The 21,692-nt window shown below is 59.5% G+C and carries 19 protein-coding genes; 14 read left to right on the forward strand and 5 right to left on the reverse strand.

Annotated features, from left to right (window positions below; all coding sequences use genetic code 11):
• The first annotated feature begins 80 nt into the window (after nt 1-80).
• The 3 genes from ACY4LX_RS04160 (at nt 81) to ACY4LX_RS04170 (ending at nt 3,961) form a co-directional block, all read left to right on the forward strand.
• Nucleotides 81-2,567 (forward strand): circularly permuted type 2 ATP-grasp protein, encoded by a 2,487-nt coding sequence (locus ACY4LX_RS04160; RefSeq protein WP_463259243.1) that lies wholly within the window; start codon nt 81-83, stop codon nt 2,565-2,567.
• A complete protein-coding gene (locus ACY4LX_RS04165) occupies nt 2,567-3,457 on the forward strand; it encodes a transglutaminase family protein (protein WP_149662226.1) in 891 nt (296 codons plus the stop codon). Before ACY4LX_RS04160 ends, ACY4LX_RS04165 begins: the two co-directional genes overlap by 1 nt.
• Nucleotides 3,458-3,583: 126 nt before the next feature.
• Entirely contained in the window at nt 3,584-3,961 is a 378-nt protein-coding gene (locus ACY4LX_RS04170; protein WP_149662227.1) for an NUDIX hydrolase, read from the forward strand.
• Between the two features lie 73 nt (nt 3,962-4,034).
• Here ACY4LX_RS04170 and ACY4LX_RS04175 read toward each other — a convergent pair whose 3' ends face one another.
• Both ACY4LX_RS04175 and ACY4LX_RS04180 read right to left on the reverse strand, forming a co-directional pair.
• Nucleotides 4,035-4,226 (reverse strand): hypothetical protein, encoded by a 192-nt coding sequence (locus ACY4LX_RS04175; RefSeq protein ID WP_149662228.1) that lies wholly within the window; start codon nt 4,224-4,226, stop codon nt 4,035-4,037.
• Between the two features lie 68 nt (nt 4,227-4,294).
• On the reverse strand, nt 4,295-4,882 hold the full coding sequence (locus ACY4LX_RS04180) for an LOG family protein (RefSeq protein ID WP_149662229.1): 588 nt from the start codon (nt 4,880-4,882) through the stop codon (nt 4,295-4,297).
• Between the two features lie 342 nt (nt 4,883-5,224).
• Here ACY4LX_RS04180 and azu point away from each other — a divergent pair, with 342 nt between their 5' ends.
• Together azu and ACY4LX_RS04190 are read left to right on the forward strand one after the other, a co-directional pair.
• Nucleotides 5,225-5,671, forward strand: coding sequence for an azurin (azu, locus tag ACY4LX_RS04185; RefSeq protein WP_463259244.1), 447 nt, complete (start codon nt 5,225-5,227; stop codon nt 5,669-5,671).
• Nucleotides 5,672-5,857: 186 nt separating this feature from the next.
• Entirely contained in the window at nt 5,858-6,979 is a 1,122-nt protein-coding gene (locus ACY4LX_RS04190; RefSeq protein ID WP_463259245.1) for a hypothetical protein, read from the forward strand.
• A 51-nt stretch (nt 6,980-7,030) separates the two neighbouring features.
• Here the strand turns inward: ACY4LX_RS04190 and nadE are convergent, their stop codons facing one another.
• The 3 genes from nadE to ACY4LX_RS04205 all read right to left on the reverse strand — a co-directional run bounded on the left by nadE (nt 7,031) and on the right by ACY4LX_RS04205 (nt 10,246).
• Complete coding sequence (nadE, locus tag ACY4LX_RS04195) at nt 7,031-7,858, reverse strand: ammonia-dependent NAD(+) synthetase (protein ID WP_149660592.1); 828 nt, start codon at nt 7,856-7,858, stop codon at nt 7,031-7,033.
• A gap of 4 nt (nt 7,859-7,862) precedes the next feature.
• A complete protein-coding gene (gene pncB, locus ACY4LX_RS04200) occupies nt 7,863-9,086 on the reverse strand; it encodes a nicotinate phosphoribosyltransferase (RefSeq protein ID WP_149660593.1) in 1,224 nt (407 codons plus the stop codon).
• Nucleotides 9,087-9,334: 248 nt separating this feature from the next.
• Nucleotides 9,335-10,246, reverse strand: coding sequence for a LysR family transcriptional regulator (locus ACY4LX_RS04205; protein WP_149660594.1), 912 nt, complete (start codon nt 10,244-10,246; stop codon nt 9,335-9,337).
• A gap of 185 nt (nt 10,247-10,431) precedes the next feature.
• Here ACY4LX_RS04205 and amaB point away from each other — a divergent pair, with 185 nt between their 5' ends.
• The 9 genes from amaB to ACY4LX_RS04250 all read left to right on the forward strand — a co-directional run bounded on the left by amaB (nt 10,432) and on the right by ACY4LX_RS04250 (nt 21,583).
• Entirely contained in the window at nt 10,432-11,922 is a 1,491-nt protein-coding gene (amaB, locus tag ACY4LX_RS04210) for an L-piperidine-6-carboxylate dehydrogenase (protein WP_149660595.1), read from the forward strand.
• A 202-nt stretch (nt 11,923-12,124) separates the two neighbouring features.
• Entirely contained in the window at nt 12,125-13,408 is a 1,284-nt protein-coding gene (amaA, locus tag ACY4LX_RS04215) for an L-pipecolate oxidase (protein WP_463259246.1), read from the forward strand.
• Nucleotides 13,409-13,773: 365 nt separating this feature from the next.
• Nucleotides 13,774-14,907 (forward strand): branched-chain amino acid ABC transporter substrate-binding protein, encoded by a 1,134-nt coding sequence (locus ACY4LX_RS04220; protein WP_463259247.1) that lies wholly within the window; start codon nt 13,774-13,776, stop codon nt 14,905-14,907.
• Between the two features lie 170 nt (nt 14,908-15,077).
• Nucleotides 15,078-15,992 carry an ABC transporter permease subunit gene (locus ACY4LX_RS04225; RefSeq protein WP_123402406.1) on the forward strand — a complete coding sequence of 305 codons (915 nt, stop codon included), beginning with the start codon at nt 15,078-15,080 and terminating at the stop codon, nt 15,990-15,992.
• 3 nt (nt 15,993-15,995) lie between these two features.
• Nucleotides 15,996-17,279, forward strand: coding sequence for a high-affinity branched-chain amino acid ABC transporter permease LivM (gene livM / locus ACY4LX_RS04230; protein WP_463259248.1), 1,284 nt, complete (start codon nt 15,996-15,998; stop codon nt 17,277-17,279).
• Entirely contained in the window at nt 17,276-18,151 is an 876-nt protein-coding gene (locus tag ACY4LX_RS04235; RefSeq protein WP_213940975.1) for an ABC transporter ATP-binding protein, read from the forward strand. The genes livM and ACY4LX_RS04235 overlap by 4 nt, the downstream gene beginning before the upstream one ends.
• Entirely contained in the window at nt 18,148-18,864 is a 717-nt protein-coding gene (locus tag ACY4LX_RS04240) for an ABC transporter ATP-binding protein (protein ID WP_123513958.1), read from the forward strand. The genes ACY4LX_RS04235 and ACY4LX_RS04240 overlap by 4 nt, the downstream gene beginning before the upstream one ends.
• An 852-nt stretch (nt 18,865-19,716) precedes the next feature.
• Complete coding sequence (locus tag ACY4LX_RS04245) at nt 19,717-20,487, forward strand: SDR family oxidoreductase (protein WP_054044081.1); 771 nt, start codon at nt 19,717-19,719, stop codon at nt 20,485-20,487.
• 190 nt (nt 20,488-20,677) lie between these two features.
• The gene (locus ACY4LX_RS04250) at nt 20,678-21,583 is read left to right on the forward strand and encodes a cation diffusion facilitator family transporter (RefSeq protein WP_463259249.1); all 906 of its coding nucleotides are present in this window, start codon (nt 20,678-20,680) and stop codon (nt 21,581-21,583) included.
• The last annotated feature ends 109 nt before the right edge of the window (nt 21,584-21,692 follow it).

The following is a 21,692-nucleotide window of genomic DNA, read 5'->3' on the forward strand; positions in this document are numbered from 1 at the left end:
CGACGCTCGGATTTTTCGTATATCCGGGCGTCATGAGCCTGCGTTAGTCTGACCGTTCTTTGCTGTCTGCCGAGCTTTCCATGCCTGACCTGCTTGACCGCTACCCGCTGACGGCGGGCACTTATCACGAACTGCTCGACGACAGCGGCGCGGTGCGCCCGCACTGGCGTCGGCTGTTCGACCAATTGCAACGCAGCACCCCGACGCAACTGGTGCAGCGCCAGGCATTGCTGACCCGGCAAATCCAGGAAAACGGCGTGACCTACAACGTCTACGCCGATCCCAAGGGGGCCGACCGACCCTGGGAACTGGACCTGTTGCCCCATGTAATAGCCGCCGATGAGTGGCAGCATTTGTCGGCCGGAATTGCCCAGCGGGCGCGTTTGTTGAATGCGGTGCTGGCGGATTTGTATGGCCCGCAACGGCTGATCGCGCAAGGTTTGTTGCCGGCTGAGCTGGTGTTCGGGCACAACAATTTTCTATGGCCTTGTCAGGGGATTTCTCCGCCTGACGGCGCCTTTCTGCATCTGTACGCCGTGGATCTGGCGCGCACGCCGGACGGTCGTTGGTGGGTCACTGCTGACCGGACCCAGGCGCCGTCCGGTGCTGGTTACGCGCTGGAAAACCGCACCATCGTGTCCCGGGCCTTCCCCGAGTTGTACCGGGATTTGAAGGTGCAGCACCTGGCCGGGTTCTTCCGCACCTTGCAGGAAACATTGGCCCGCCAGGCACCCTGTGACGATGAAGCGCCGCTGGTGGTGCTGCTGACGCCGGGGCGCTTCAACGAAAGCTATTTCGAACATTTGTACCTGGCGCGTCAGCTCGGTTATCCACTGGTGGAGGGTGGCGATCTGACGGTGCGCGATGCCACCGTCTACCTGAAAACCCTGAGCGGGCTGCGCCGGGTCCACGCGATCATGCGCCGCCTCGACGATGATTTCTGCGATCCGCTGGAGTTGCGCACCGACTCGGCCCTCGGCGTGCCGGGGTTGCTGGAAGCCGTGCGCCAGGGCCGGGTGCTGGTGGCCAATGCCCTGGGCAGCGGCGTGCTGGAGTCGCCGGGGTTGCTGGGCTTCCTGCCAAGGATCAATCAATTCCTGTTCGGCGAAGAACTGATCCTGCCTTCCATCGCCACCTGGTGGTGCGGTGAAGCGCCGGTACTGGCCCAGGCGTTGGAAAAACTGCCGGAATTGCTGATCAAACCGGCGTTCCCGTCCCAGAGCTTTGCGCCGGTGTTTGGCCGGGACTTGAGTGAAAAACAGCGCCAGGCCCTGGCCGAGCGCATGCAAGCGCGGCCGTATGCCTATGTCGCGCAAGAACTGGCTCAGTTGTCCCAGGCGCCGATCTGGCAGGCCGAGGACGGTCAATTGCAACCCCGGGCGATCGGCATGCGTGTGTACGCGGTGGCCAGTCGTGAGGGTTATCGAGTGTTGCCCGGCGGCCTGACCCGAGTGGCCGCCGAGGCCGACGCCGAAGTGGTGTCGATGCAACGCGGTGGCGCGAGCAAGGATACGTGGGTGCTCGGTGAGCGTGCCCCCAGCGGCGAACAATGGAAAACCCAGCGCACCATCGGTGTTCATGACTTGGTGCGGCGCGATCCGTATCTGCCCTCGCGGGTGGTGGAGAACCTGTTCTGGTTCGGCCGTTACTGCGAGCGCTGCGATGACAGCGCGCGGCTGCTGCGGGTGATGCTGGCGCGCTACGTCGATGGCGACGACCCACAAGCGCTGGAAGCGGCGGTCGACCTCGGTGAACGCCTGCACCTGTTGCCCGACGAAGGCGAACTGCCGGAGCGCTTACTCGCTGCGTTGCTGGGCGATGACTGGCCGTTCAGCCTGCGTTCCAATTTGCAGCGCTTGCAGTGGGCCGCCTCGCAAGTGCGCGGCAAGCTCTCCCGGGAAAACTGGCAGGCGCTGGTGGAGTTGCAGCGCGAGGCACTGGAACTGGAAACCGAAGAACCGGATTTCGGCGAGTTGCTGGATTTCCTCAACCGATTGGTGATGTCTTTGGCGGCGCTGTCCGGTTTTGCCCTGGACGACATGACCCGGGACGAAGGTTGGCGCTTCTTGATGATCGGCCGGCGAATCGAGCGCTTGCAGTTTCTCAGTGGCAGCCTCGCGGCGTTTCTGCGCGGTGCCGGGGCCTTCGATCAGGCTGGGCTGGAATGGTTGCTGGAGCTGGGTAACAGCAGCATCACTTATCGCTCGCGGTATCTGGCGGTGGCGCAGTTGATCCCGGTGCTCGACCTGTTGCTGCTGGACGAGCAGAACCCCCATGCGGTGCTGTTCCAGTTGAAACTGGTGACGCGGACCTTGAAGCGCCTGAACGACGATTTCGGCGCCCCGCGCGAGGCTGGGTTGCCGCGGTTGGTGGAGCGCTTGATGCATTTCGATCTGGGCTGTCTGGAGAATTCGTTGTTTGGTGAAGCCAGCGTCCATGCGGCCATCGAGGGCCTGGCTGATCTGCTGCAAGAAATCGCTGATGCCAGCGGCCAGGTCTCGGATCGCCTCGCCTTGCGCCATTTTGCCCATGTCGATGATGTTAGCCAGCGCACGGTGTCCGTCTGATGAATGCCCGTTACCAGATTTTCCACGACACCCATTATCACTACGACAGCCCGGTGTCCCTGGCGCAGCAACTGGCACATCTGTGGCCGCGCGTCTGTGATTGGCAGCGTTGCACCGCCCAGGCGTTGTTGATCAGCCCGGAACCGACGACCCGCCGGGATGAACTGGACGTGTTCGGCAATCCGCTGACCCGCTTGGCGTTCGAACGGCCCCACGATGAATTGCTGGTGAACGCCGAGCTTACGGTCGAGGTGCTGGCCCGTCCGATCCTGGATTTCACTCAATCGCCGGCCTGGGAAGCAACCCGCAATGCGCTGACCTACAGCAGTCAGCCGCTGTCACCGCAGGTGCTGGAGGCTTGCCGCTACCGTTTCGAGTCGCCGTACGTGCACTTGAAGCGCAACTTCGTCGAATTCTCGGAAAGCTGTTTTCCTCCGGGGCGGCCGCTGCTGTTGGGCGTCCAGGCGTTGATGGAGAAGATCTTCAGCGAATTCACCTTCGATGCCGAAGCGACCCAAGTGGCCACGCCGCTGGTGGAAGTGCTGGAGCGGCGTCGCGGCGTCTGTCAGGACTTCGCGCACCTGATGCTCGCGTGTGTGCGCTCTCGTGGTTTGGCCGCGCGCTATATCAGCGGTTATCTGCTGACCCAGCCACCACCGGGCCAGCCGCGGTTGATCGGCGCCGACGCGTCCCATGCCTGGGTCTCGGTGTTTTGTCCGGTGCTGGGCTGGGTAGACTTCGACCCGACGAACAATGTGCAACCGGCGCTGGAACACATCACCCTGGCCTGGGGCCGGGACTTTTCCGATGTCTCGCCGCTGCGTGGGGTGATTCTTGGCGGCGGCAACCACGATCCGGAAGTCCGCGTCACCGTAATGCCACTGGACTGAGCCGATCGTTCCCACGCTGCGCGTGGGAATGCAGCCCGGGACGCTCCGCATCCCAAAGCGGACGCAGAGCGTCCAGTGAGGCATTCCCACGCAGAGCATGGGAACGATCATTACAGGAGGAATTCAATGTTCCCGGTTTCAATCAAAGGCGTCCTGCAATCCCCTGAAGGCCAGATCGTGCTGATGCTTAACGAGCGCGACGAATGGGAATTACCCGGTGGGCGAATCGAACTGGGCGAGACGGCGCCGGGCTGCCTGGCACGGGAAATCGCCGAGGAGCTGGACGTCGAGGTGGAGGTGGGGGAGCCGCTGGATTCGTATCTGTTCGAGGTGATCCCTGGCAAACACGTGTTCATCTCGACTTACCGCTGCCAATTGCTGGGCGGTTTTGTGCCGAAAATCAGTCATGAACACAAGGAGATCGGGCTGTTTGATCCGGCGGACTTGCCGGCCAACTTGCCCAAGGGGTATCGCGATTCGATTCACAACGCGTTGGGCCTGTGAGGGTCAGCAGCGGGGCTGCTGACCCTGGACACAGATCCGGTGAGCCTGATCAGATCATCGGGCCCTGAGGGTCTCAGGCGTCGGGCGCCTGATCTTTCGGTGCTTCTACATCGTCTTCTGGCGCCACTTCACCTTCTGCATCCGGGTTCAGTGCTGCTGCTTCTTCTTCAGCTGTAGCTTTCTTGCGCTGAAGCTTTTCCTCTTTCTTCTGCTCCTTGGCCAAGTCTCTCTGACGTTTGGCGAAGGAATAATTAGGTTTAGCCATGGGCGATCCTCTGGGGTCGAAGGTGAGGTTGAGCGGCGCATATTCTGCCTTGTATCGGTGCCTAGCCGTTAGCTGGGTTTTTGCTCGGCCCATTTTGGCAGGACCGAGGGTTGCCAGGCGTCCAGGGCATCGAGCAGAGTTTGCGGCGATTCGCTCACTTGCAGCATGTCACGGTGTGGTTCGCGAACGAAGCCTTCGCCGACGATATGATCAAGAAAAGCGGTCAATTGGCCATAGAAACCGTTTACTTCGAGCAAGCCGAGGGGTTTGCCGTGGTAGCCGAGCTGGCCCCAGGTCCAGACTTCGAACAATTCTTCCAGGGTGCCCAAGCCACCAGGCAGCGCTACAAACGCGTCGCTGAGTTCAGCCATCCGCGCCTTGCGCGCATGCATGCCGTCGACCACTTCCAGACGGGTCAGGCCACTGTGGCCGATTTCCTTGTCCTTGAGGCTTTGCGGGATGATGCCGATCACTTCACCGCCCGCCGCCAGTGCCGCGTCAGCCACGATCCCCATCAACCCGACGGCGCCGCCGCCATAGACCAGGGTCAGCTTGCGCTCGGCCAGTGCGCGCCCCAGGGCGACAGCCGCTTCACGATAAGCCGGGTTGGTGCCAGTGCTGGCACCGCAAAATACACAAACGGATGCGATAGACATGCCTTACTCCAGGGTCAGGATGGCCACAGAGTAAAGGCAGGTACACCTCGATCCAAGGGCTAAACCTCGCGTTGGGGTGTTTCATAAGTGCCGCTGGCGCCAGAGGCGTAGGCGGCGAGCAAACTGCGCAATAAGCTGTTGATGGACATGACAGACGCTCCAGATGAGTGATGACGACCTGAGGATAGGGCCGGAACAGACGCCTGGCTGTTAGATTGTTTCGATGAGTGTCATAGCCCGAAAGTTGTATACAATTTTTGATTCAGGTCATAGGAACTTGCGAAGTTTTCAGGCAGTCTTCTGTCCATTCGCGATTTGTTAACCCTGCCTTGGAGATTCACCATGTTTGCCAAACTTGTTGCGGTATCCCTCCTGACTCTGGCCAGCGCCCAGTTAATGGCTGCGGAGTGCAAGACCACCATCGACTCCACAGACCAGATGACCTACAACACCAAGGCCATCGAAATCGACAAGAGCTGCAAGACCTTCACCGTGGAACTGACCCACTCCGGCAGCCTGCCGAAAAACGTCATGGGTCATAACTGGGTGCTGAGCAAAGAAGCTGACATGCAGCCAATCGCTACCGCTGGCCTGGCCGCGGGCATCGACAAGAACTACCTGCCGGAAGGTGATGCACGCATCATTGCTCACACCAAAATCATTGGTGCCAAAGAGACTGATTCGGTGACATTCGATGTTTCGAAGCTTGATGCTGCTGAAAAGTACGGTTTCTTCTGCTCGTTCCCGGGCCACATCTCGATGATGAAAGGCACGATTACCCTGAAGTAACTCTTGCAGGACCTAAAAGAAGACGCCCGCACAGGCGTCTTTTTTTCGCCTGTCAGAACCCGACCATTGGTCCGAAAGCTAGGTTGACCTGTTATTTATGACAGTAGGCAGGGCTTCAATTCCAGGCGTCAAATCGCTCTTGAGTTCTCCGCTATCGCGGTGATGCCATCGAGAGAGCATCGGATCATGTCGAATCGAAACGTTGTGCCTGAAATTACGTCCATCACCGACGCTGAGGGACGCCCGATTCTTGACGGGGGAGCCACCAGCTCCACCACGCTGAACCTGAGCGGAACCGCAGGGATGGACGATGTTGTTGACGTTCTTGTCGACGGGCAAAAACGAGGGGTAGCCCAAGCAACAGATGGCAAATGGGACTATTCCCTGGAAAATTTGACCAGAGGCAGGACGTATGGCATCAGGGCTTCTGCCTACGGGGTGCCTTCGCTTGCCTGGCAGGTTCGGGTAGAAGAGATACAACCCTTGATTTTGGAGGTCGTGGACACTGAGGGACATTCGGTTCCTGACGGCGGCGTTACCGCCTCCACCACTCTAGTGTTTAAAGGCTCAGCCGCTGTTAATGGCTACGTCGAATTTTTTGTCGGGGATTCACATTGGGGTGGAGCGTATTCTCCAAAGGGTAACTGGGCTTTCATAGTGACGGACTTGAACCAGGACACGCAATATGCGTTCAAGGCAGTGAGCCGCGAAGTATCGTCCAACATCTGGCACGTGACCGTGGAAGCTGTGAAAGGGACGGTCTGGATCAGAGCAATAAAAGACCGCGACGGTTATGACATTCCACCCGCTCGTTACACGGCTTCGACGACAGTGGACGTCATAGGCACCGCTTCACCGCGTCAGTTGGTCAGGGTTTTCCCCGCCAGCGGTGAAGAAAAATCTGAAATGGCCGATCCTGAGGGTAACTGGAAAGTACGATTGGAGGACCTCACTCAACAGCTCTATGTCGTCAAGGTGGCTGATTCCATTGCTGGTCATAATCGTGTATTTCGCTGTGTGGATCAGCGCCTGCCAATCATTCGACTGGCGAGAGACTCCACGGGCAATCCTATTCCAATCAATGGGACGACGAGGGATCGTTCGATTGTATTGACCGGTACTGGTGCCGCGGGAGAAGAACTCAGCGTTACAAATAGAACGGATCTGGTGGGCAATCCGATCGTCGATGCCCTCGGTGTTTGGGAACTGCAGCTCCGAGATTTAGCGAGCGATACTCACGTGTTCCATGTAGAAGGAAGCTATGACTCTGGGCTAGTGAGGGAAAGCTACTCTTTCCAGGTGGTATGAACACAGCACTGCCTTCGGCATTCGGAGAATGCTGAAGGCAGGTATTACGGCTTACGGCGCAAACGGCATCACCCGCTTGTGATGCGTCTTCCTGTACGTATCACAGATGATCTTGAACGCGTCCTCACGCACTGGCTCGCCGTGCAGGAACGCGTCAATCTCGGCATACGTCACGCCATGGGACGCTTCGTCCGGCTTGCCCGGCGACAGGTCTTCAAGGTCCGCTGTCGGGACCTTCTCCACCAACGACTCCGGCGCACCGAAGCTGCGGGCAATCGCCCGGACCTGGTTCTTCACCAACCCGCTCAACGGCGCCAGATCGCAGGCGCCGTCACCGAACTTGGTGAAGAAGCCCATCACGGCTTCCGCCGCGTGGTCAGTACCGATCACCAGCCCCTGTGCCGCGCCGGCGATGGTGTACTGGGCGACCATGCGCATCCGCGCCTTGGTGTTGCCGAGCACGAAATCCACCGACACCGCATGCTTGCCTTCAAACGCCGCGACTTCACTGGCCAGGGATTTGACCGCCGGGCCGATGTTCACGGTGTGGCGTTCGTCCGGCGCGATGAAGTCCACCGAAGCCTGGGCATCGTGTTCATCGAACTGGGTTTCGTACGGCAGGCGCACGGCGATGAACTTGTAACTGTCGTCACCGGTGCGGGTGCGCAGTTCGCGCATGGCACGCTGGGCCAACAGCCCGGCAGTCAGGGAATCGACGCCGCCGCTGATGCCCAGTACCAGGGTCTTGAGACCAGAATTGACCAGGCAATCCTGGATAAAGGTAATCCGCCGGGCGACTTCAGCCTCGAGGGCGGCCTGGTCGGCGAACGGCGGCTGGACGTTGAGCTGTTCAGCAATCTCACGCTGTTCGGCTTGCATGAATTCACTCCTTGCTAGGAATACTGGAAAGGGCAGGGACTTTGAACACGTGTCGCAAGTAGGCGACGAAATTCGGGTCTTTGCAGTGAGTCTTGCCAGGCTCATCGGAAATCTTGGCCACGGGCTGACCGTTGCAGGCGGTCATTTTAAGCACGATGCTCATCGGTTCAACACCTGGTATGTCACAGGTCAGGTTGGTGCCGATGCCGAAACTGACATTGATCCGACCGCGCAGCGCACGGAATATTTCCAGGGACTTGGGCAGCGTCAGGCTGTCGGAGAACACCAGGGTCTTGCTCATCGGGTCGATGCCGAGCTTGTGGTAATGGGCGATGGATTTTTCCGCCCACAGCACCGGGTCCCCGGAATCGTGGCGCAAACCGTCGAAGAGCTTGGCGAAATACAGGTCGAAATCGCCGAGGAAGGCATCGGTGGTGATGCAGTCGGTCAGGGCGATCCCCAGCAAACCGCGATACTCGCGAACCCAGCAATCGAGGGCCGCAATCTGACTGTCGATCAACCGTGGGCCGAGTTGTTGATGGGCCATGATCCACTCGTGGGCCATGGTGCCCAAGGGTTTCATGTTCAGCTCCCGGGACAGGTGCACGTTGCTGGTGCCGACGAAACGCCCGGGGAAATCGTGCTTGAGCACGTTCACCACTTCTTCCTGCACTCGGTACGAAAACCGGCGCCGAGTGCCGAAATCGGCGACCTGCAATTCGGACAATTCGTCGCTGCTGGCGTTGGCGGTCAGCCAGTCGAACTTGCGGTAGAGCTGCTCGCGCGCCTGTTCCAGAACGACTTCGCGGTAGCGATAGCGGTTACGCACTTCGCTGACAATCGCCAGCATCGGCACTTCGAACAGAATCACATGCAGCCACGGCCCGCGCAGGCGGATAAACAGCTCGCCGTTTTCGATGCCGGTGTGGACGTAACGCAGGTTGAAGCGGAACAAGCCAAGAAAGCGCAGGAAATCCGGCTTCATGAAGCTGATGCGTTCCAGGAAACTCAACTGGTCGGCGCTCAGGCTCAACTCGGCCAGACGCTCGATCTGGTAGCGGATCTCCGCCAGGTACGGGCGCAAATCCTCACTGTTACGGCAACGAAACTCCCATTCGACTTCCACGTTAGGGTAGTTGTGCAGCACCGCCTGCATCATCGTCAGTTTGTAGAAGTCGGTGTCGAGCAGGTTCTGCACGATGCGATCGCCGAATACGCTCTCGCTCATAAGGGAATCTCCAGGCTGGCCGCGGCCCGTGCTCGCGACGTTTCAGCTGTATTAATGAATGGGGCTAGTGGCGCATATCAGAGGTGCGGATTGCCAGCGATTTTTTAGACCGCGGCCGATTCCTGTGGGCGCGAGCCTTTGTGGCGAGGGGGCTTGCCCCCGTTCGGCTGCGCAGCAGTCGTCGATTTCAGGGCCGCTTCGCGACGCAACGGGGGCAAGCCCCCTCGCCACAGGTATCGCATGCGGACTTAATGTTGCGGCGCATCCGGGCTATCAATCTGCTCCAACATCCACTTCACAAAATCCCGCACCTTGGGCACTTCCGCCGAATGCTCGGGGTACGCCAGGTAATAAGCGTCGGAACTGGGCATCGCATGCTTCCAAGGAATCACCAGTTTGCCGTCCGCCAATTCCTCCTCCACCAGAAACCGTGGCAACAACGCCACGCCACAGCCAACCTGTGCGGCACGGATGCACATATAAAAGGTTTCGAAGCGTGGGCCGTGGTAGCTGTGTTCGGTGTGGTAGCCCTGGTTGTCGAACCAGTCGTGCCAGGCCTGGGGCCGGGAGGCGTTTTGCAGCAGGACCAGGTCGGCGAGTTGCGTCGGGTCGGTGAAAGGCTTATCCGGCAGGCTGCCCGGTGCACACACAGGAACAAGCTCTTCGCCAAACAGCTTCAGGCTTTCGGTGCCGGGCCGCGAGCCTTGGCCGAAGTAGAACGCCAGGTCGCTGCGTCCTTGCAGCAGGTCGTCGGCTTCCTGCTCGCTGCACAAATCGAGATGAATCGAGGGGTGACGCAGGCGCCAGCCTTTCAGACGCGGCACCAGCCAGCGGGCGCCGAAGGTCGGCGGCGTCGACACGCGCAGGACTTCGGTATCACCGCCGTAGGAACGCAGGTAGTGGGTCGACATCTCCACTTGCGTGAGGATTTTTCGCACTTCCACCAGGTACAAATCACCGGCCGGGGTCATTTGCAGGCGTCGGCGCACCCGGCGGAACAGCAGGTGCTGCAGCAATTCTTCCAGCTGCGCCACCTGCTTGCTGACGGCGCTCTGGGTCAGGTTCAGCTCTTCGGCGGCCCGGGTGAAGCTCAAATGCCGGGTCACGGCCTCGAAACACTGCAGGGCGGTGATCGACGGCAAGTAGCGTTTATTCAGCATGGGTGGTCCTTTTTCTTGTTGCTCTATGCTTTTCTTTTACCGACAGATGCGAAGCATGAATAAACGGAATGATATCTCGCTTAATGGTCGTTTGTTGGCTCGTCTGAGTGGCGCTACAACTACAGGCCTGATCAGCCGTGATATTCCGGCTGCACGATTTCCGTTTTTTGCTTGAGGAGTGACCCATGGTTGCCGCATTGCTTGATCGTCTTGGTGTAAACCCGGCCCTGTACCAGAACGGCAAAGTGCCGGTGCATTCGCCGATCGATGGCAGCCAGATTGCCAGCGTGAACTGGGAAGGCGCTGCCGAAGTCGAGCAACACATCAGTCGCGCAGATCATGCGTTCGAACTGTGGCGCAAGGTCCCGGCACCGCGCCGTGGCGAACTGGTGCGCCAATTGGGCGACATCCTGCGTGAATACAAGGCTGATCTCGGTGAGCTGGTGTCCTGGGAAGCCGGCAAGATCACCCAGGAAGGCCTGGGCGAAGTTCAGGAAATGATCGATATCTGCGACTTCGCCGTCGGTCTGTCCCGCCAGCTGTACGGTTTGACCATCGCTTCCGAGCGTCCTGGCCACCACATGCGTGAAACCTGGCACCCGCTGGGCGTTGTCGGCGTGATCAGCGCGTTCAACTTTCCGGTCGCGGTCTGGGCCTGGAACACTGCGCTGGCGCTGGTCTGCGGCAACCCGGTGATCTGGAAACCGTCGGAGAAAACCCCGCTGACCGCCCTGGCCTGTCAGGCACTGTTCGACCGCGTCCTGAAAAACTTCAGCGATGCACCGCCGCACCTGAGCCAAGTGATCATCGGCGGCCGCGATGCCGGCGAAGCCCTGGTCGATGACCCGCGTGTCGCGCTGATCAGCGCCACCGGCAGCACCCGCATGGGCCGCGAAGTGGCGCCGAAAATCGCCGCCCGTTTCGCTCGCAGCATCCTGGAGCTGGGCGGCAACAACGCCATGATTCTTGGCCCAAGCGCCGACCTGGACATGGCCGTTCGCGCGATCCTGTTCAGCGCCGTCGGCACCGCCGGTCAACGCTGCACCACCCTGCGTCGCCTGATCGCTCATGAATCGGTAAAAGAAGAAATCGTCACCCGCCTGAAGGCTGCCTACGCCAAGGTGCGCATCGGCAACCCGCTGGAAGGCAATCTGATCGGCCCGCTGATCGACAAAAACAGCTTCGAAAACATGCAGGAAGCGCTGGAACAAGCCTTGAGCGAAGGCGGCCGGGTGTTTGGCGGCAAGCGTCAACTGGAAGACAAATTCCCGAATGCTTACTACGTTTCGCCGGCCATCGTTGAGATGCCGGAGCAAAGCGACGTGGTGTGCAGCGAAACCTTCGCGCCGATCCTCTACGTGGTCGGCTACACCGATTTCAACGAAGCGATGCGCTTGAACAACGCCGTACCGCAAGGCCTGTCCTCGTGCATCTTCACCACCGACGTGCGTGAAGCCGAGCAGTTCATGTCGGACGTGGGCAGCGACTGCGGCATCGCCAACGTCAACATCGGCCCGAGCGGCGCGGAAATCGGCGGGGCATTTGGTGGCGAGAAAGAAACCGGTGGCGGTCGTGAATCGGGCTCCGATGCCTGGCGCGCCTACATGCGCCGCCAGACCAACACCGTGAACTACTCGCTGGAGCTGCCGTTGGCCCAGGGGATTACGTTCGATTAAAAGCAGCCTGCAAGCTGCAAGCCTCAAGCTTCAAGCAGACTGGCTTGCAGCTTGTGTTGATCGTTCCCACGCTCTGCGTGGGAATGCCTCAATGGACGCTCTGCGTCCGCTTTTGGGACGCGGAGCGTCCCGGGCTGCATTCCCACGCAGAGCGTGGGAACGATCAGTGTGTGATGGTTAGGTTTCTGATTGGAGTCTGGCAATGCCGTTACGCGAAGAGTGTCTGTGGGAAAAACTGACGCCGCAAAGGCCCGACAATACGGCGCTCAAGGGTGAAGTGAAGGTCGATGTCTGCGTTATCGGCGCCGGTTTCACCGGTCTGTCGGCGGCGGTGCATCTGTTGGAAGCAGGTAAAAGCGTCTGCGTGGTGGAAGCCCATCGCGCCGGCCATGGTGGCTCGGGGCGCAACGTCGGGCTGGTCAACGCCGGGATGTGGATTCCACCGGACGAGATCGAAGCCGGGTTCGGCGAAGCGGTGGGCAGTCAGCTCAACCGCATGCTCGGTGCCGCACCGTCCCTGGTGTTCAGCCTTGTGGATAAGTACAACATCGATTGCCAACTGCGCCGCGAAGGCACGCTGCACATGGCGCACAACAGCCGTGGCGAAGCGGATCTGCGCAGTCGTGAAGAACAATGGAAGCGCCGTGGGGCGCCGGTGGAACTGTTGACCGGCCAGGCCTGCGAACAAGCGACCGGGACCAAAAAAATTGCCGCCGCGCTGCTGGATCGACGTGCCGGCACTATCAATCCGATGGCTTATACGACCGGGCTGGCCAAAGCGGCCATCAACCTCGGCGGTCAACTGTTCGATCATTCCCCGGTGACCCGGCTGGAACGTCAGGGCCAGCGCTGGTCGGTGCAAACCGCCCAAGGCTCGGTGCTCGCCGATCAGGTGGTGATCGCCTCCAACGCCTACACCGAAGGCGACTGGACAGAACTTCGGCGCAACTTTTTTCCCGGTTATTACTACCAAGTGGCCTCGGTGCCGCTGACCGATGACGCTGCGCAACAGATTCTGCCCGGCGGCCAGGGTTCGTGGGACACCCGCCAGGTTCTGAGCAGCATCCGTCGCGATAAGGACGGGCGTCTGTTGCTCGGCAGCCTCGGTAATGGCAATCAGAAACCGACCTGGTTCTTGAAAGCCTGGGCCGACCGCGTTCAGCAGCATTACTTTCCCTACCTGAAACCGGTGGAATGGGAGTGCACCTGGACTGGCTGCATCGCCTTTACCCCCGATCACCTGATGCGCCTGTTCGAACCGGCGCCCGGAATAGTGGCAGTTACCGGTTACAACGGCCGGGGCGTGACGACGGGCACGGTGGTCGGCAAAGCGTTTGCCGACTATTTGTGTAACGGAAATCCTCAAGCACTACCGATTCCGTTCGCACCGATGCAGCCCCTGGCGGGTGTCGGCTTGCGCAGCTGTCTGTATGAGGCCGGTTTTTCGCTGTATCACGCAGGCCAGTGCTTGCGGATCGTGATTTGATTGTTGAATTTTGTTGCGGGGGAGCGGCGCTTTTTCGCGCAGCGACTAGCCTGTAGTGGTGCGGGTTGTAGCAGTTGCGCACCACGAGTGTGCACTTCGGTGACGCAGGCTGTTACAGGCTGGTTGCACGTCGTTTGGCGCCGCGGTTGCAATGATGGCGCGTGCGGGTTGCGCCTTTTGAAATAAATGGTTTCACCTTCCGCGGTTTAGACGGTTGCACGCCCAATGAAAATGGGATCGAAACAGTCGAAATAACAATAAAGCAGCGACTTTTTTCAGAATAAAAAACCGATGGCACGGCGCTTGCTCTGAGCAACCACAGAAGTCGCAGTGCCAACTAAAAAAAAACCTTGGAGCACCACCTCATGTCCCAGACGTTTTACAAGAAAGGCTTTCTGGCCCTCGCAGTGGCAACTGCGTTGGGTGTTTCTGCGTTTGCACAGGCTGATGTGAAAATCGGTGTGGCAGGTCCAATGACTGGCGCCAACGCGGCATTTGGCGAGCAGTACATGAAGGGTGCACAGGCAGCAGCCGATGCGATCAACGCATCGGGCGGCGTCAACGGGGAAAAAATCGTACTGGTCAAGGGCGATGACGCCTGCGAACCGAAACAGGCTGTGACGGTCGCCAAGGACCTGACCAACCAGAAAGTCGCCGGCGTCGTCGGTCACTTCTGCTCCTCATCCACCATTCCGGCTTCCGAGATCTACGACGAAGCGGGCATCATCGCGATCACTCCAGGTTCCACCAACCCACAGGTGACCGAGCGCGGCCTGAGCGCCATGTTCCGTATGTGCGGGCGTGACGACCAGCAAGGCATCGTGGCCGGCGACTACATCGTCGACGTACTCAAGGGCAAGAAAGTCGCCGTACTGCACGACAAAGACACCTACGGCCAAGGCCTGGCGGATGCCACCAAGGCTCAACTGATCAAGCGCGGTGTAACGCCAGTGCTGTACGAAGGCCTGACCCGCGGCGAGAAAGACTTCAGCGCCGTGGTCACCAAGATCCGGGCGGCCGGTGCCGACGTGGTCTACTTCGGTGGTCTGCACCCAGAGGCTGGTCCACTGGTTAAACAACTGCGTACCGAAGGCCTGAAAGACGTGAAATTCATGTCCGACGACGGCATCGTGACCGACGAACTGGTGACCACCGCTGGCGGCCCGCAATACGTCGACGGCGTGCTCATGACCTTCGGCGCCGACCCGCGCCTGCTGCCAGACAGCAAGACCGTCGTGGACGAGTTCCGCAAGAAAGGCACCGAGCCTGAAGGCTACACCCTGTACGCCTACGCGTCGGTCCAGACCCTGGCTGCTGCCTTCAACGGCTCCAAGTCCAACAGTGGAGAAAAAGCTGCCGAGTGGCTGAAGAAAAACCCGGTCAAGACCGTCATGGGCGAGAAGACCTGGGACAGCAAGGGCGACCTGAAAGTCTCCGACTACGTGGTTTACCAGTGGGACAAGGACGGCAAATACCACCAGCTGGAAAAACAGAAGTGATATGAACCGCTGATTGCCCGGTGCCTGGTGCGCCGGGCAGTCAGAGAACATGTCCGTGCAGTACCTGTCTTTTCTCGTAGAGCTGCACACAACCGTGTTGCACTGGCGGCTGAACCCCGGTCCGTTGCAACCCGCTTCTGTGCAGTCTCTCAAATGCGTGAGATTGCGTTATGGATGGTATTTTCCTGCAGCAACTGGTCAACGGTCTGACCCTCGGGTCGGTCTATGGCCTGATCGCCATCGGCTACACAATGGTCTATGGCATCATCGGCATGATCAACTTCGCCCACGGCGAGGTTTACATGATTTCCGCTTACCTCGCGGCAATCAGTCTGGCTCTGCTGGCTTACTTCGGTATTGAATCCTTCCCTCTGCTGATGCTCGGCACGCTGGTCTTCACCATCGTAGTCACGGCGGTGTATGGCTGGGTCATCGAACGCGTCGCCTACAAACCGCTGCGCAACTCCACACGACTGGCACCGCTGATCAGCGCCATCGGTATTTCCCTGATCCTGCAAAACTATGCACAAATCGCCCAAGGTGCGCGGCAACAGGGTGTACCCACACTCCTGACCGGCGCATGGCGCGTGGATGTCGGCACTGGCTTCGTCCAGTTGACCTACACCAAGATCTTCATTCTGGTCGCAGCGTTCGCCGGGATGGCCCTGCTGACCTATGTCATCAAGTACACCAAGCTCGGCCGCATGTGCCGTGCCACCCAGCAAGACCGCAAGATGGCCTCGATCCTGGGGATCAACACCGACCGCGTGATTTCCTACGTATTCATCATCGGTGCAGCGATGGCGGCCCTGGCCGGCGTGCTGATCACCATGAACTACGGCACGTTCGACTTCTACGCAGGCTTCGTCATCGGGATCAAGGCGTTCACCGCCGCGGTACTCGGCGGCATCGGTTCGCTGCCTGGGGCGATGCTCGGCGGGATCATCCTCGGGATTTCCGAGTCGCTGTTCTCGGGCCTGGTGAACTCGGACTACAAAGACGTTTTCAGCTTCTCGCTGCTCGTTCTCGTTCTGGTCTTTCGGCCCCAAGGCCTGCTCGGCCGTCCTCTTGTGTCGAAGGTGTAAGCGATGTCTTCAACCACTAAAAAAACCATTGATCTCAAAAGAAGCCTGGTTGACGCGATTCTTGCCGGCCTCGTTGCCCTGATTGTGTTCGGCCCGATTGTCGGCGTGGTCCTCGACGGCTACGGCTTCAACCTGCAACCGACCCGTGTGGCGTGGATTGTCGCCATCGTCATGGCTGGCCGTTTTGCCCTGAGCCTGTTCCTGCAAACCCCCAAGGGCCTGAAAATCCTCGAAGGTTTTGAAAACACCGGTTCCGGGGTTCATGTACTGCCGCCCGATTACAAAACCCGCTTGCGCTGGATCATCCCGCTGGTAATCGTCATTGCCGTGGTGTTCCCGTTCTTCTCCAACTCCTACCTGCTGGGCGTGGTCATCCTCGGTTTGATCTACGTGTTGCTGGGCCTGGGCCTGAACATCGTGGTCGGCCTGGCCGGCTTGCTTGACCTGGGTTACGTGGCGTTCTACGCCATCGGTGCCTACGGCCTGGCGCTCGGTTATCAATACCTGGGCCTGGGTTTCTGGACGGTGCTGCCGCTGGCGGCGATCACGGCGGGACTGGCCGGGTGCATTCTCGGTTTCCCGGTGTTGCGCCTGCACGGTGACTACCTGGCGATCGTGACCCTGGGCTTCGGTGAAATCATCCGCTTGATCCTCAACAACTGGCTGTCCCTGACCGGCGGCCCGAATGGCATGGCGGCGCCACTGCCTACCTTCTTCGGCCTGGAATTCGGCAAACGCGCGAAGGACGGCGGGGTGCCGTTCCATGAGTTCTTCGGCATCGCCTACAACCCGGACGTGAAGTATTACTTCATCTATGCGGTGTTGTTTCTGGTGGTCCTGGCCGTGCTGTACATCAAGCATCGCCTGGTCAAAATGCCGGTCGGCCGCGCCTGGGAAGCCCTGCGTGAAGACGAAATCGCCTGCCGCTCCATGGGCCTGAACCACGTACTGGTCAAGCTCTCGGCGTTCACCATCGGTGCCTCGACCGCCGGTCTGGCCGGGGTGTTCTTTGCGACCTATCAAGGCTTCGTCAACCCGACCTCGTTCACCTTCTTCGAATCGGCCCTGATCCTCGCCATCGTGGTACTCGGCGGCATGGGGTCGACCATCGGCGTGGTTATCGCTGCCTTCGTGCTGACCGTGGCCCCGGAACTGCTGCGTGGCTTCGCGGAATACCGCGTGCTGCTGTTCGGCATCCTGATGGTGTTGATGATGATCTGGCGACCGCGCGGCCTGATCCGGATCAGCCGTACCGGTGTGACCCCGCGTAAAGGAGTAGCGCCATGAGCGAAGTCGTACTCTCGGTCGAGAAGCTGATGATGCACTTCGGCGGCATCAAGGCGTTGAGCGATGTCAGCCTCAAGGTGCACCGCAACTCGATCTTCGCCCTGATCGGCCCCAACGGCGCCGGCAAGACCACGGTGTTCAACTGCCTGACCGGGTTCTACAAGGCCTCGGGCGGCAAGATCGAACTCAATGTGCGCGGCGAGCAGACCAACGTTATCCAGTTGCTGGGCGAGTCCTTCAAACCGGTGGATTTCGTTTCGCCGAAATCTTTCCTTAGCCGGATGTACTACAAGATGTTCGGCGGTACCCATCTGGTAAACCGTGCCGGTTTGGCGCGCACTTTCCAGAACATTCGCCTGTTCAAGGAAATGTCGGTGCTGGAAAACCTGCTGGTGGCCCAACACATGTGGGTCAACCGCAACATGCTCGCGGGCATCCTCAACACCAAGGGCTATCGCAAGGCTGAAAGTGATGCGCTGGACCATGCGTTCTACTGGCTGGAAGTGGTGGACCTGGTGGACTGCGCCAACCGTCTGGCGGGCGAGCTGTCCTACGGGCAGCAACGTCGCCTGGAAATCGCCCGGGCCATGTGCACGCGGCCGCAGATCATCTGCCTCGACGAACCGGCCGCCGGCCTTAACCCTCAGGAAACCGAAGCACTGAGCGCGATGATCAGGCTGCTGCGCGACGAGCACGACCTGACCGTGGTGCTGATCGAGCACGACATGGGCATGGTCATGAGCATTTCCGACCACATCGTGGTACTGGACCACGGCATCGTCATCGCCGAGGGCGGGCCTGATGCCATTCGCAACGACCCGAAAGTGATTGCGGCCTACCTGGGCGCTGATGAAGAGGAAGTGGTGCTATGAGCCAACCCATCCTCGAACTGAAGGATCTGGATGTGTTTTACGGGCCGATCCAGGCCCTGAAGAAAGTCTCGCTGCACATCAACGAAGGCGAAACCGTCAGCCTGATCGGCTCCAACGGCGCCGGCAAGTCGACCCTGCTGATGTCGATCTTCGGCCAGCCTCGCGCCGCTGACGGGCAGATCATCTATCAAGGGGTGGATATCACCCACAAGTCGTCCCACTACATCGCGTCCCACGGCATCGCGCAATCGCCGGAAGGGCGGCGGGTGTTCCCCGACATGACCGTCGAGGAAAACCTGTTGATGGGCACCATCCCGATTGGCGACAAGTACGCCAAGGAAGACATGCAGCGCATGTTCGAGCTGTTTCCACGGCTCGAAGAGCGGCGCACCCAGCGGGCCATGACCATGTCCGGCGGCGAACAGCAAATGCTCGCCATCGCCCGGGCACTGATGAGCCGGCCGAAGTTGTTGCTGCTTGATGAGCCGAGCCTGGGCCTGGCGCCAATCGTGGTGAAACAGATTTTCGCGACTCTGCGGGAACTGGCAAAAACCGGCATGACCATCTTCCTGGTCGAGCAGAACGCCAACCACGCGCTCAAGCTCTCGGACCGGGCGTACGTGATGGTCAACGGCGAGATTCGCCTAACAGGCACCGGCAAGGAGCTGCTGGTGAACGAGGAGGTGCGTAACGCGTATCTCGGCGGGCACTAAGCCTTCGGCCCCATAAAAAACGCCCTGACGCACTCCACGTCAGGGCGTTTTTTTATGCCCACACAAATCCCCCGTAGGGGCTGTCGAGAGAAACGAGGCTGCGATCTTTTGATCTTGCTTTTAAACCGCAAAAGCAAAAGATCGTAGCCTTCGGCGGCTCCTATACGGGGCCGCGATTCAAGGCAAATGGAAATTGTGGAAAACAATATTCGCAAGCTCTCAAACCGCGACATAAAGCCGCTGCAAATAGTTGTTTTGTCACGGTTTTGACTTGTCCCCGTTTGCTGTGGAGCTGGCTGTGAATAACGTGGGAGTAGCTGGCTGAGAGCCTTTGAAACCGTGGCTTGCAGACTTGTGGTTGTTTTTTGATCAGGCATTTTTCCCGGACCATCAGCTGTCGTTGTCAACCTTTTTGTTGTGGGCGAAAACGGCAGGAATGCAGATGTGCCAGCCTGTGGATAAGTCTGTGGTTAAACTCTGGAAAGACTTGGCTGAGGGCCGTCGTTACTGGCTTGGCGCCATCGTTCTTGGGTGTGGCCAATCGTGCAAAATGCCATGGGGCTACACGGCGAGCGGTCGAGGGTCAAGCAAAAAACTTTCTGTGCTGCTCGCAAAGCCTTATACACAGCGGCTTGCAGCTTTTGCACTTGCCCCCAAAGACTGTGGACCGGCCTGTGGATAACGTGCGCGCACATGGCTGCAAGCCACGGTGGGTAAGGCGCCGCTTCGGCTGGTTGTTTTTTGTACAGAAAACACCGGGGAACGAGGTTGCCGGTCAGCGCCGCGCCGGGCATGCTGGCTGCTGATTTTCTATTCCAATGGCTGCCGATCAGCCGAAGCAAGGAGAACACGATGTCCAACACCCTGTTTATCACCGGCGCAACGTCCGGTTTTGGCGAAGCCTGTGCCCGTCGTTTTGCCGAGGCGGGTTGGAAACTGGTGCTGACGGGCCGTCGTGAAGAGCGCCTCAACGCCCTGTGCGCCGAGTTGTCGAAGCAGACCGAGGTCCATGGCCTGGTGCTCGACGTGCGTGATCGCAAGGCCATGGAGGAGGCGATTGCCAATCTGCCGCCGTCCTTCGCCAAGCTGCGCGGGCTGATCAACAACGCCGGCCTGGCCCTGGGCGTGGACCCGGCGCCCAAGTGTGACCTGGACGACTGGGACACCATGGTCGATACCAACATCAAAGGCCTGATGTACAGCACTCGCCTGCTGCTGCCGCGCCTGATCGCCCACGGTCGTGGCGCCGGCATCGTCAACCTCGGCTCCATCGCCGGCAACTACCCGTATCCGGGCAGCCACGTGTATGGCGCGAGCAAAGCGTTCGTCAAACAGTTCTCCCTGAACCTGCGCTGCGACCTGCAAGGCACGGGCGTACGCGTCAGTAACATCGAGCCGGGGCTGTGCGAAAGCGAGTTCTCCCTGGTGCGTTTCGCCGGTGACCAGGAGCGCTACAACGCCACCTACGCCGGGGCCGAGCCGATTCAGCCGCAGGACATTGCCGACACCATTTTCTGGGTCCTCAATGCCCCGGCGCATATCAACATCAACAGCCTGGAGTTGATGCCGGTGAGCCAGACCTGGGCCGGGTTCTCCATTGAGCGTAATGGTGGCAAGGCGTAAGACCGCGTAACGGCCATCGCGGGCAAGCCTTGCTCCTACAGGATTCATGTGCGTCACGAACGACACAGAACCTGTAGGAGCAAAGCTTGCTCGCGATGGGGCCAGGCTAGGCAAAACCGGACATAAGGTAGACTCCCGCCCAACAACCCCACCGCACCCCGCGGTTTCCAGGGTTTTCAGAGGAGGCTACGTGAGTAACCGAGGTGAGCAGTCACTGCTCAAACAATCGACCATCCTGATGTTCGCCGTGGCGATCGCCGGGATCGTTACCGGTTTTGTTTCGGGTGCCCAATCCATCCTGTTCGATGGTTTTTTCTCGTTGATCGCGACCTTTATCAAGGTCTTGATGCTGATCACCGCCAAACTGATCGCCAAAGAAAGTAACCACCGCTTCCAGTTCGGCTTCTGGCACCTGGAGCCCATGGTGTTGCTGATCGAAGGCAGCTTCCTGTTCCTGATCGCGATCTACGCCTTTCTCAACGGTGTGTTCGGCATCATCAATGGCGGCCGCGAGATCGAGCTGGGGTTGGTGATCATCTATGCGGCGGTGTTTACCGTCGTTGAGTTCGCCTATTTCTTCTACGTGCGCCATCGCAATCGCAAGCTCAAATCGACGCTGATCCAGTTCGACAACATCAGTTGGCTGGTGGACGCGATGCTCTCGGTGGGCCTGTTGGTCAGTTTCCTGACCGCGCTGCTGCTCAAGTCCCAGGGCTATGGCGAGTGGGCGGTGTATGTCGACCCCTTGATCCTGATTCTGCTGGCCCTGAGCATGCTGCCACCAGCCTTCAAAATCCTGCGTCCAGCGCTGCGCGATGTACTGGGGATTGTCCCGGATCAACTCAACGACAAGGTGCGCCAGGTGATGGACGCGGCGAAGGTCGAGCATGGTTTCGACGACTACATTTCCTACGTGCAGAAGCACGGACGGGCGCGGTTTATCGAAATTCATGTGGTGTTGCCGGCGGACTATCCGCTGCACGGCGTGGGGCAGCTGGATGTGTTGCGCGAGGAGATTTCCGCGAAGTTGGGCAAGGCGGATGCGGCGCGATGGCTGACCATCAGTTTTACCGGGGATCGGAAGTGGATTGCTTGATTAGACGGTGACCGCTTCAAGGCCATTCGCGGGCAAGCCTCGCTCCTACAGGTTATGTGTCGTTCGCATTACCGCGTTCAAACATAAATCCTGTAGGAGCGAGGCTTGC

The sequence above is a fragment of the Pseudomonas sp. Emmai genome (assembly GCF_055179735.1).

Coding starts and splice junctions, on each gene's coding strand:
- ACY4LX_RS04190 (WP_463259245.1), top strand. CDS start 5,858: ATGTCGAATCGAAACGTTGTGCCTGAAATTACGTCCATCACCGACGCT.
- amaA (WP_463259246.1), top strand. CDS start 12,125: ATGCCGTTACGCGAAGAGTGTCTGTGGGAAAAACTGACGCCGCAAAGG.
- ACY4LX_RS04235 (WP_213940975.1), top strand. CDS start 17,276: ATGAGCGAAGTCGTACTCTCGGTCGAGAAGCTGATGATGCACTTCGGC.
- ACY4LX_RS04245 (WP_054044081.1), top strand. CDS start 19,717: ATGTCCAACACCCTGTTTATCACCGGCGCAACGTCCGGTTTTGGCGAA.
- ACY4LX_RS04225 (WP_123402406.1), top strand. CDS start 15,078: ATGGATGGTATTTTCCTGCAGCAACTGGTCAACGGTCTGACCCTCGGG.
- ACY4LX_RS04180 (WP_149662229.1), bottom strand. CDS start 4,882: ATGTCTATCGCATCCGTTTGTGTATTTTGCGGTGCCAGCACTGGCACC.
- ACY4LX_RS04160 (WP_463259243.1), top strand. CDS start 81: ATGCCTGACCTGCTTGACCGCTACCCGCTGACGGCGGGCACTTATCAC.
- ACY4LX_RS04240 (WP_123513958.1), top strand. CDS start 18,148: ATGAGCCAACCCATCCTCGAACTGAAGGATCTGGATGTGTTTTACGGG.
- azu (WP_463259244.1), top strand. CDS start 5,225: ATGTTTGCCAAACTTGTTGCGGTATCCCTCCTGACTCTGGCCAGCGCC.
- amaB (WP_149660595.1), top strand. CDS start 10,432: ATGGTTGCCGCATTGCTTGATCGTCTTGGTGTAAACCCGGCCCTGTAC.
- ACY4LX_RS04220 (WP_463259247.1), top strand. CDS start 13,774: ATGTCCCAGACGTTTTACAAGAAAGGCTTTCTGGCCCTCGCAGTGGCA.
- livM (WP_463259248.1), top strand. CDS start 15,996: ATGTCTTCAACCACTAAAAAAACCATTGATCTCAAAAGAAGCCTGGTT.
- pncB (WP_149660593.1), bottom strand. CDS start 9,086: ATGAGCGAGAGCGTATTCGGCGATCGCATCGTGCAGAACCTGCTCGAC.
- ACY4LX_RS04205 (WP_149660594.1), bottom strand. CDS start 10,246: ATGCTGAATAAACGCTACTTGCCGTCGATCACCGCCCTGCAGTGTTTC.
- ACY4LX_RS04165 (WP_149662226.1), top strand. CDS start 2,567: ATGAATGCCCGTTACCAGATTTTCCACGACACCCATTATCACTACGAC.
- ACY4LX_RS04170 (WP_149662227.1), top strand. CDS start 3,584: ATGTTCCCGGTTTCAATCAAAGGCGTCCTGCAATCCCCTGAAGGCCAG.
- nadE (WP_149660592.1), bottom strand. CDS start 7,858: ATGCAAGCCGAACAGCGTGAGATTGCTGAACAGCTCAACGTCCAGCCG.
- ACY4LX_RS04175 (WP_149662228.1), bottom strand. CDS start 4,226: ATGGCTAAACCTAATTATTCCTTCGCCAAACGTCAGAGAGACTTGGCC.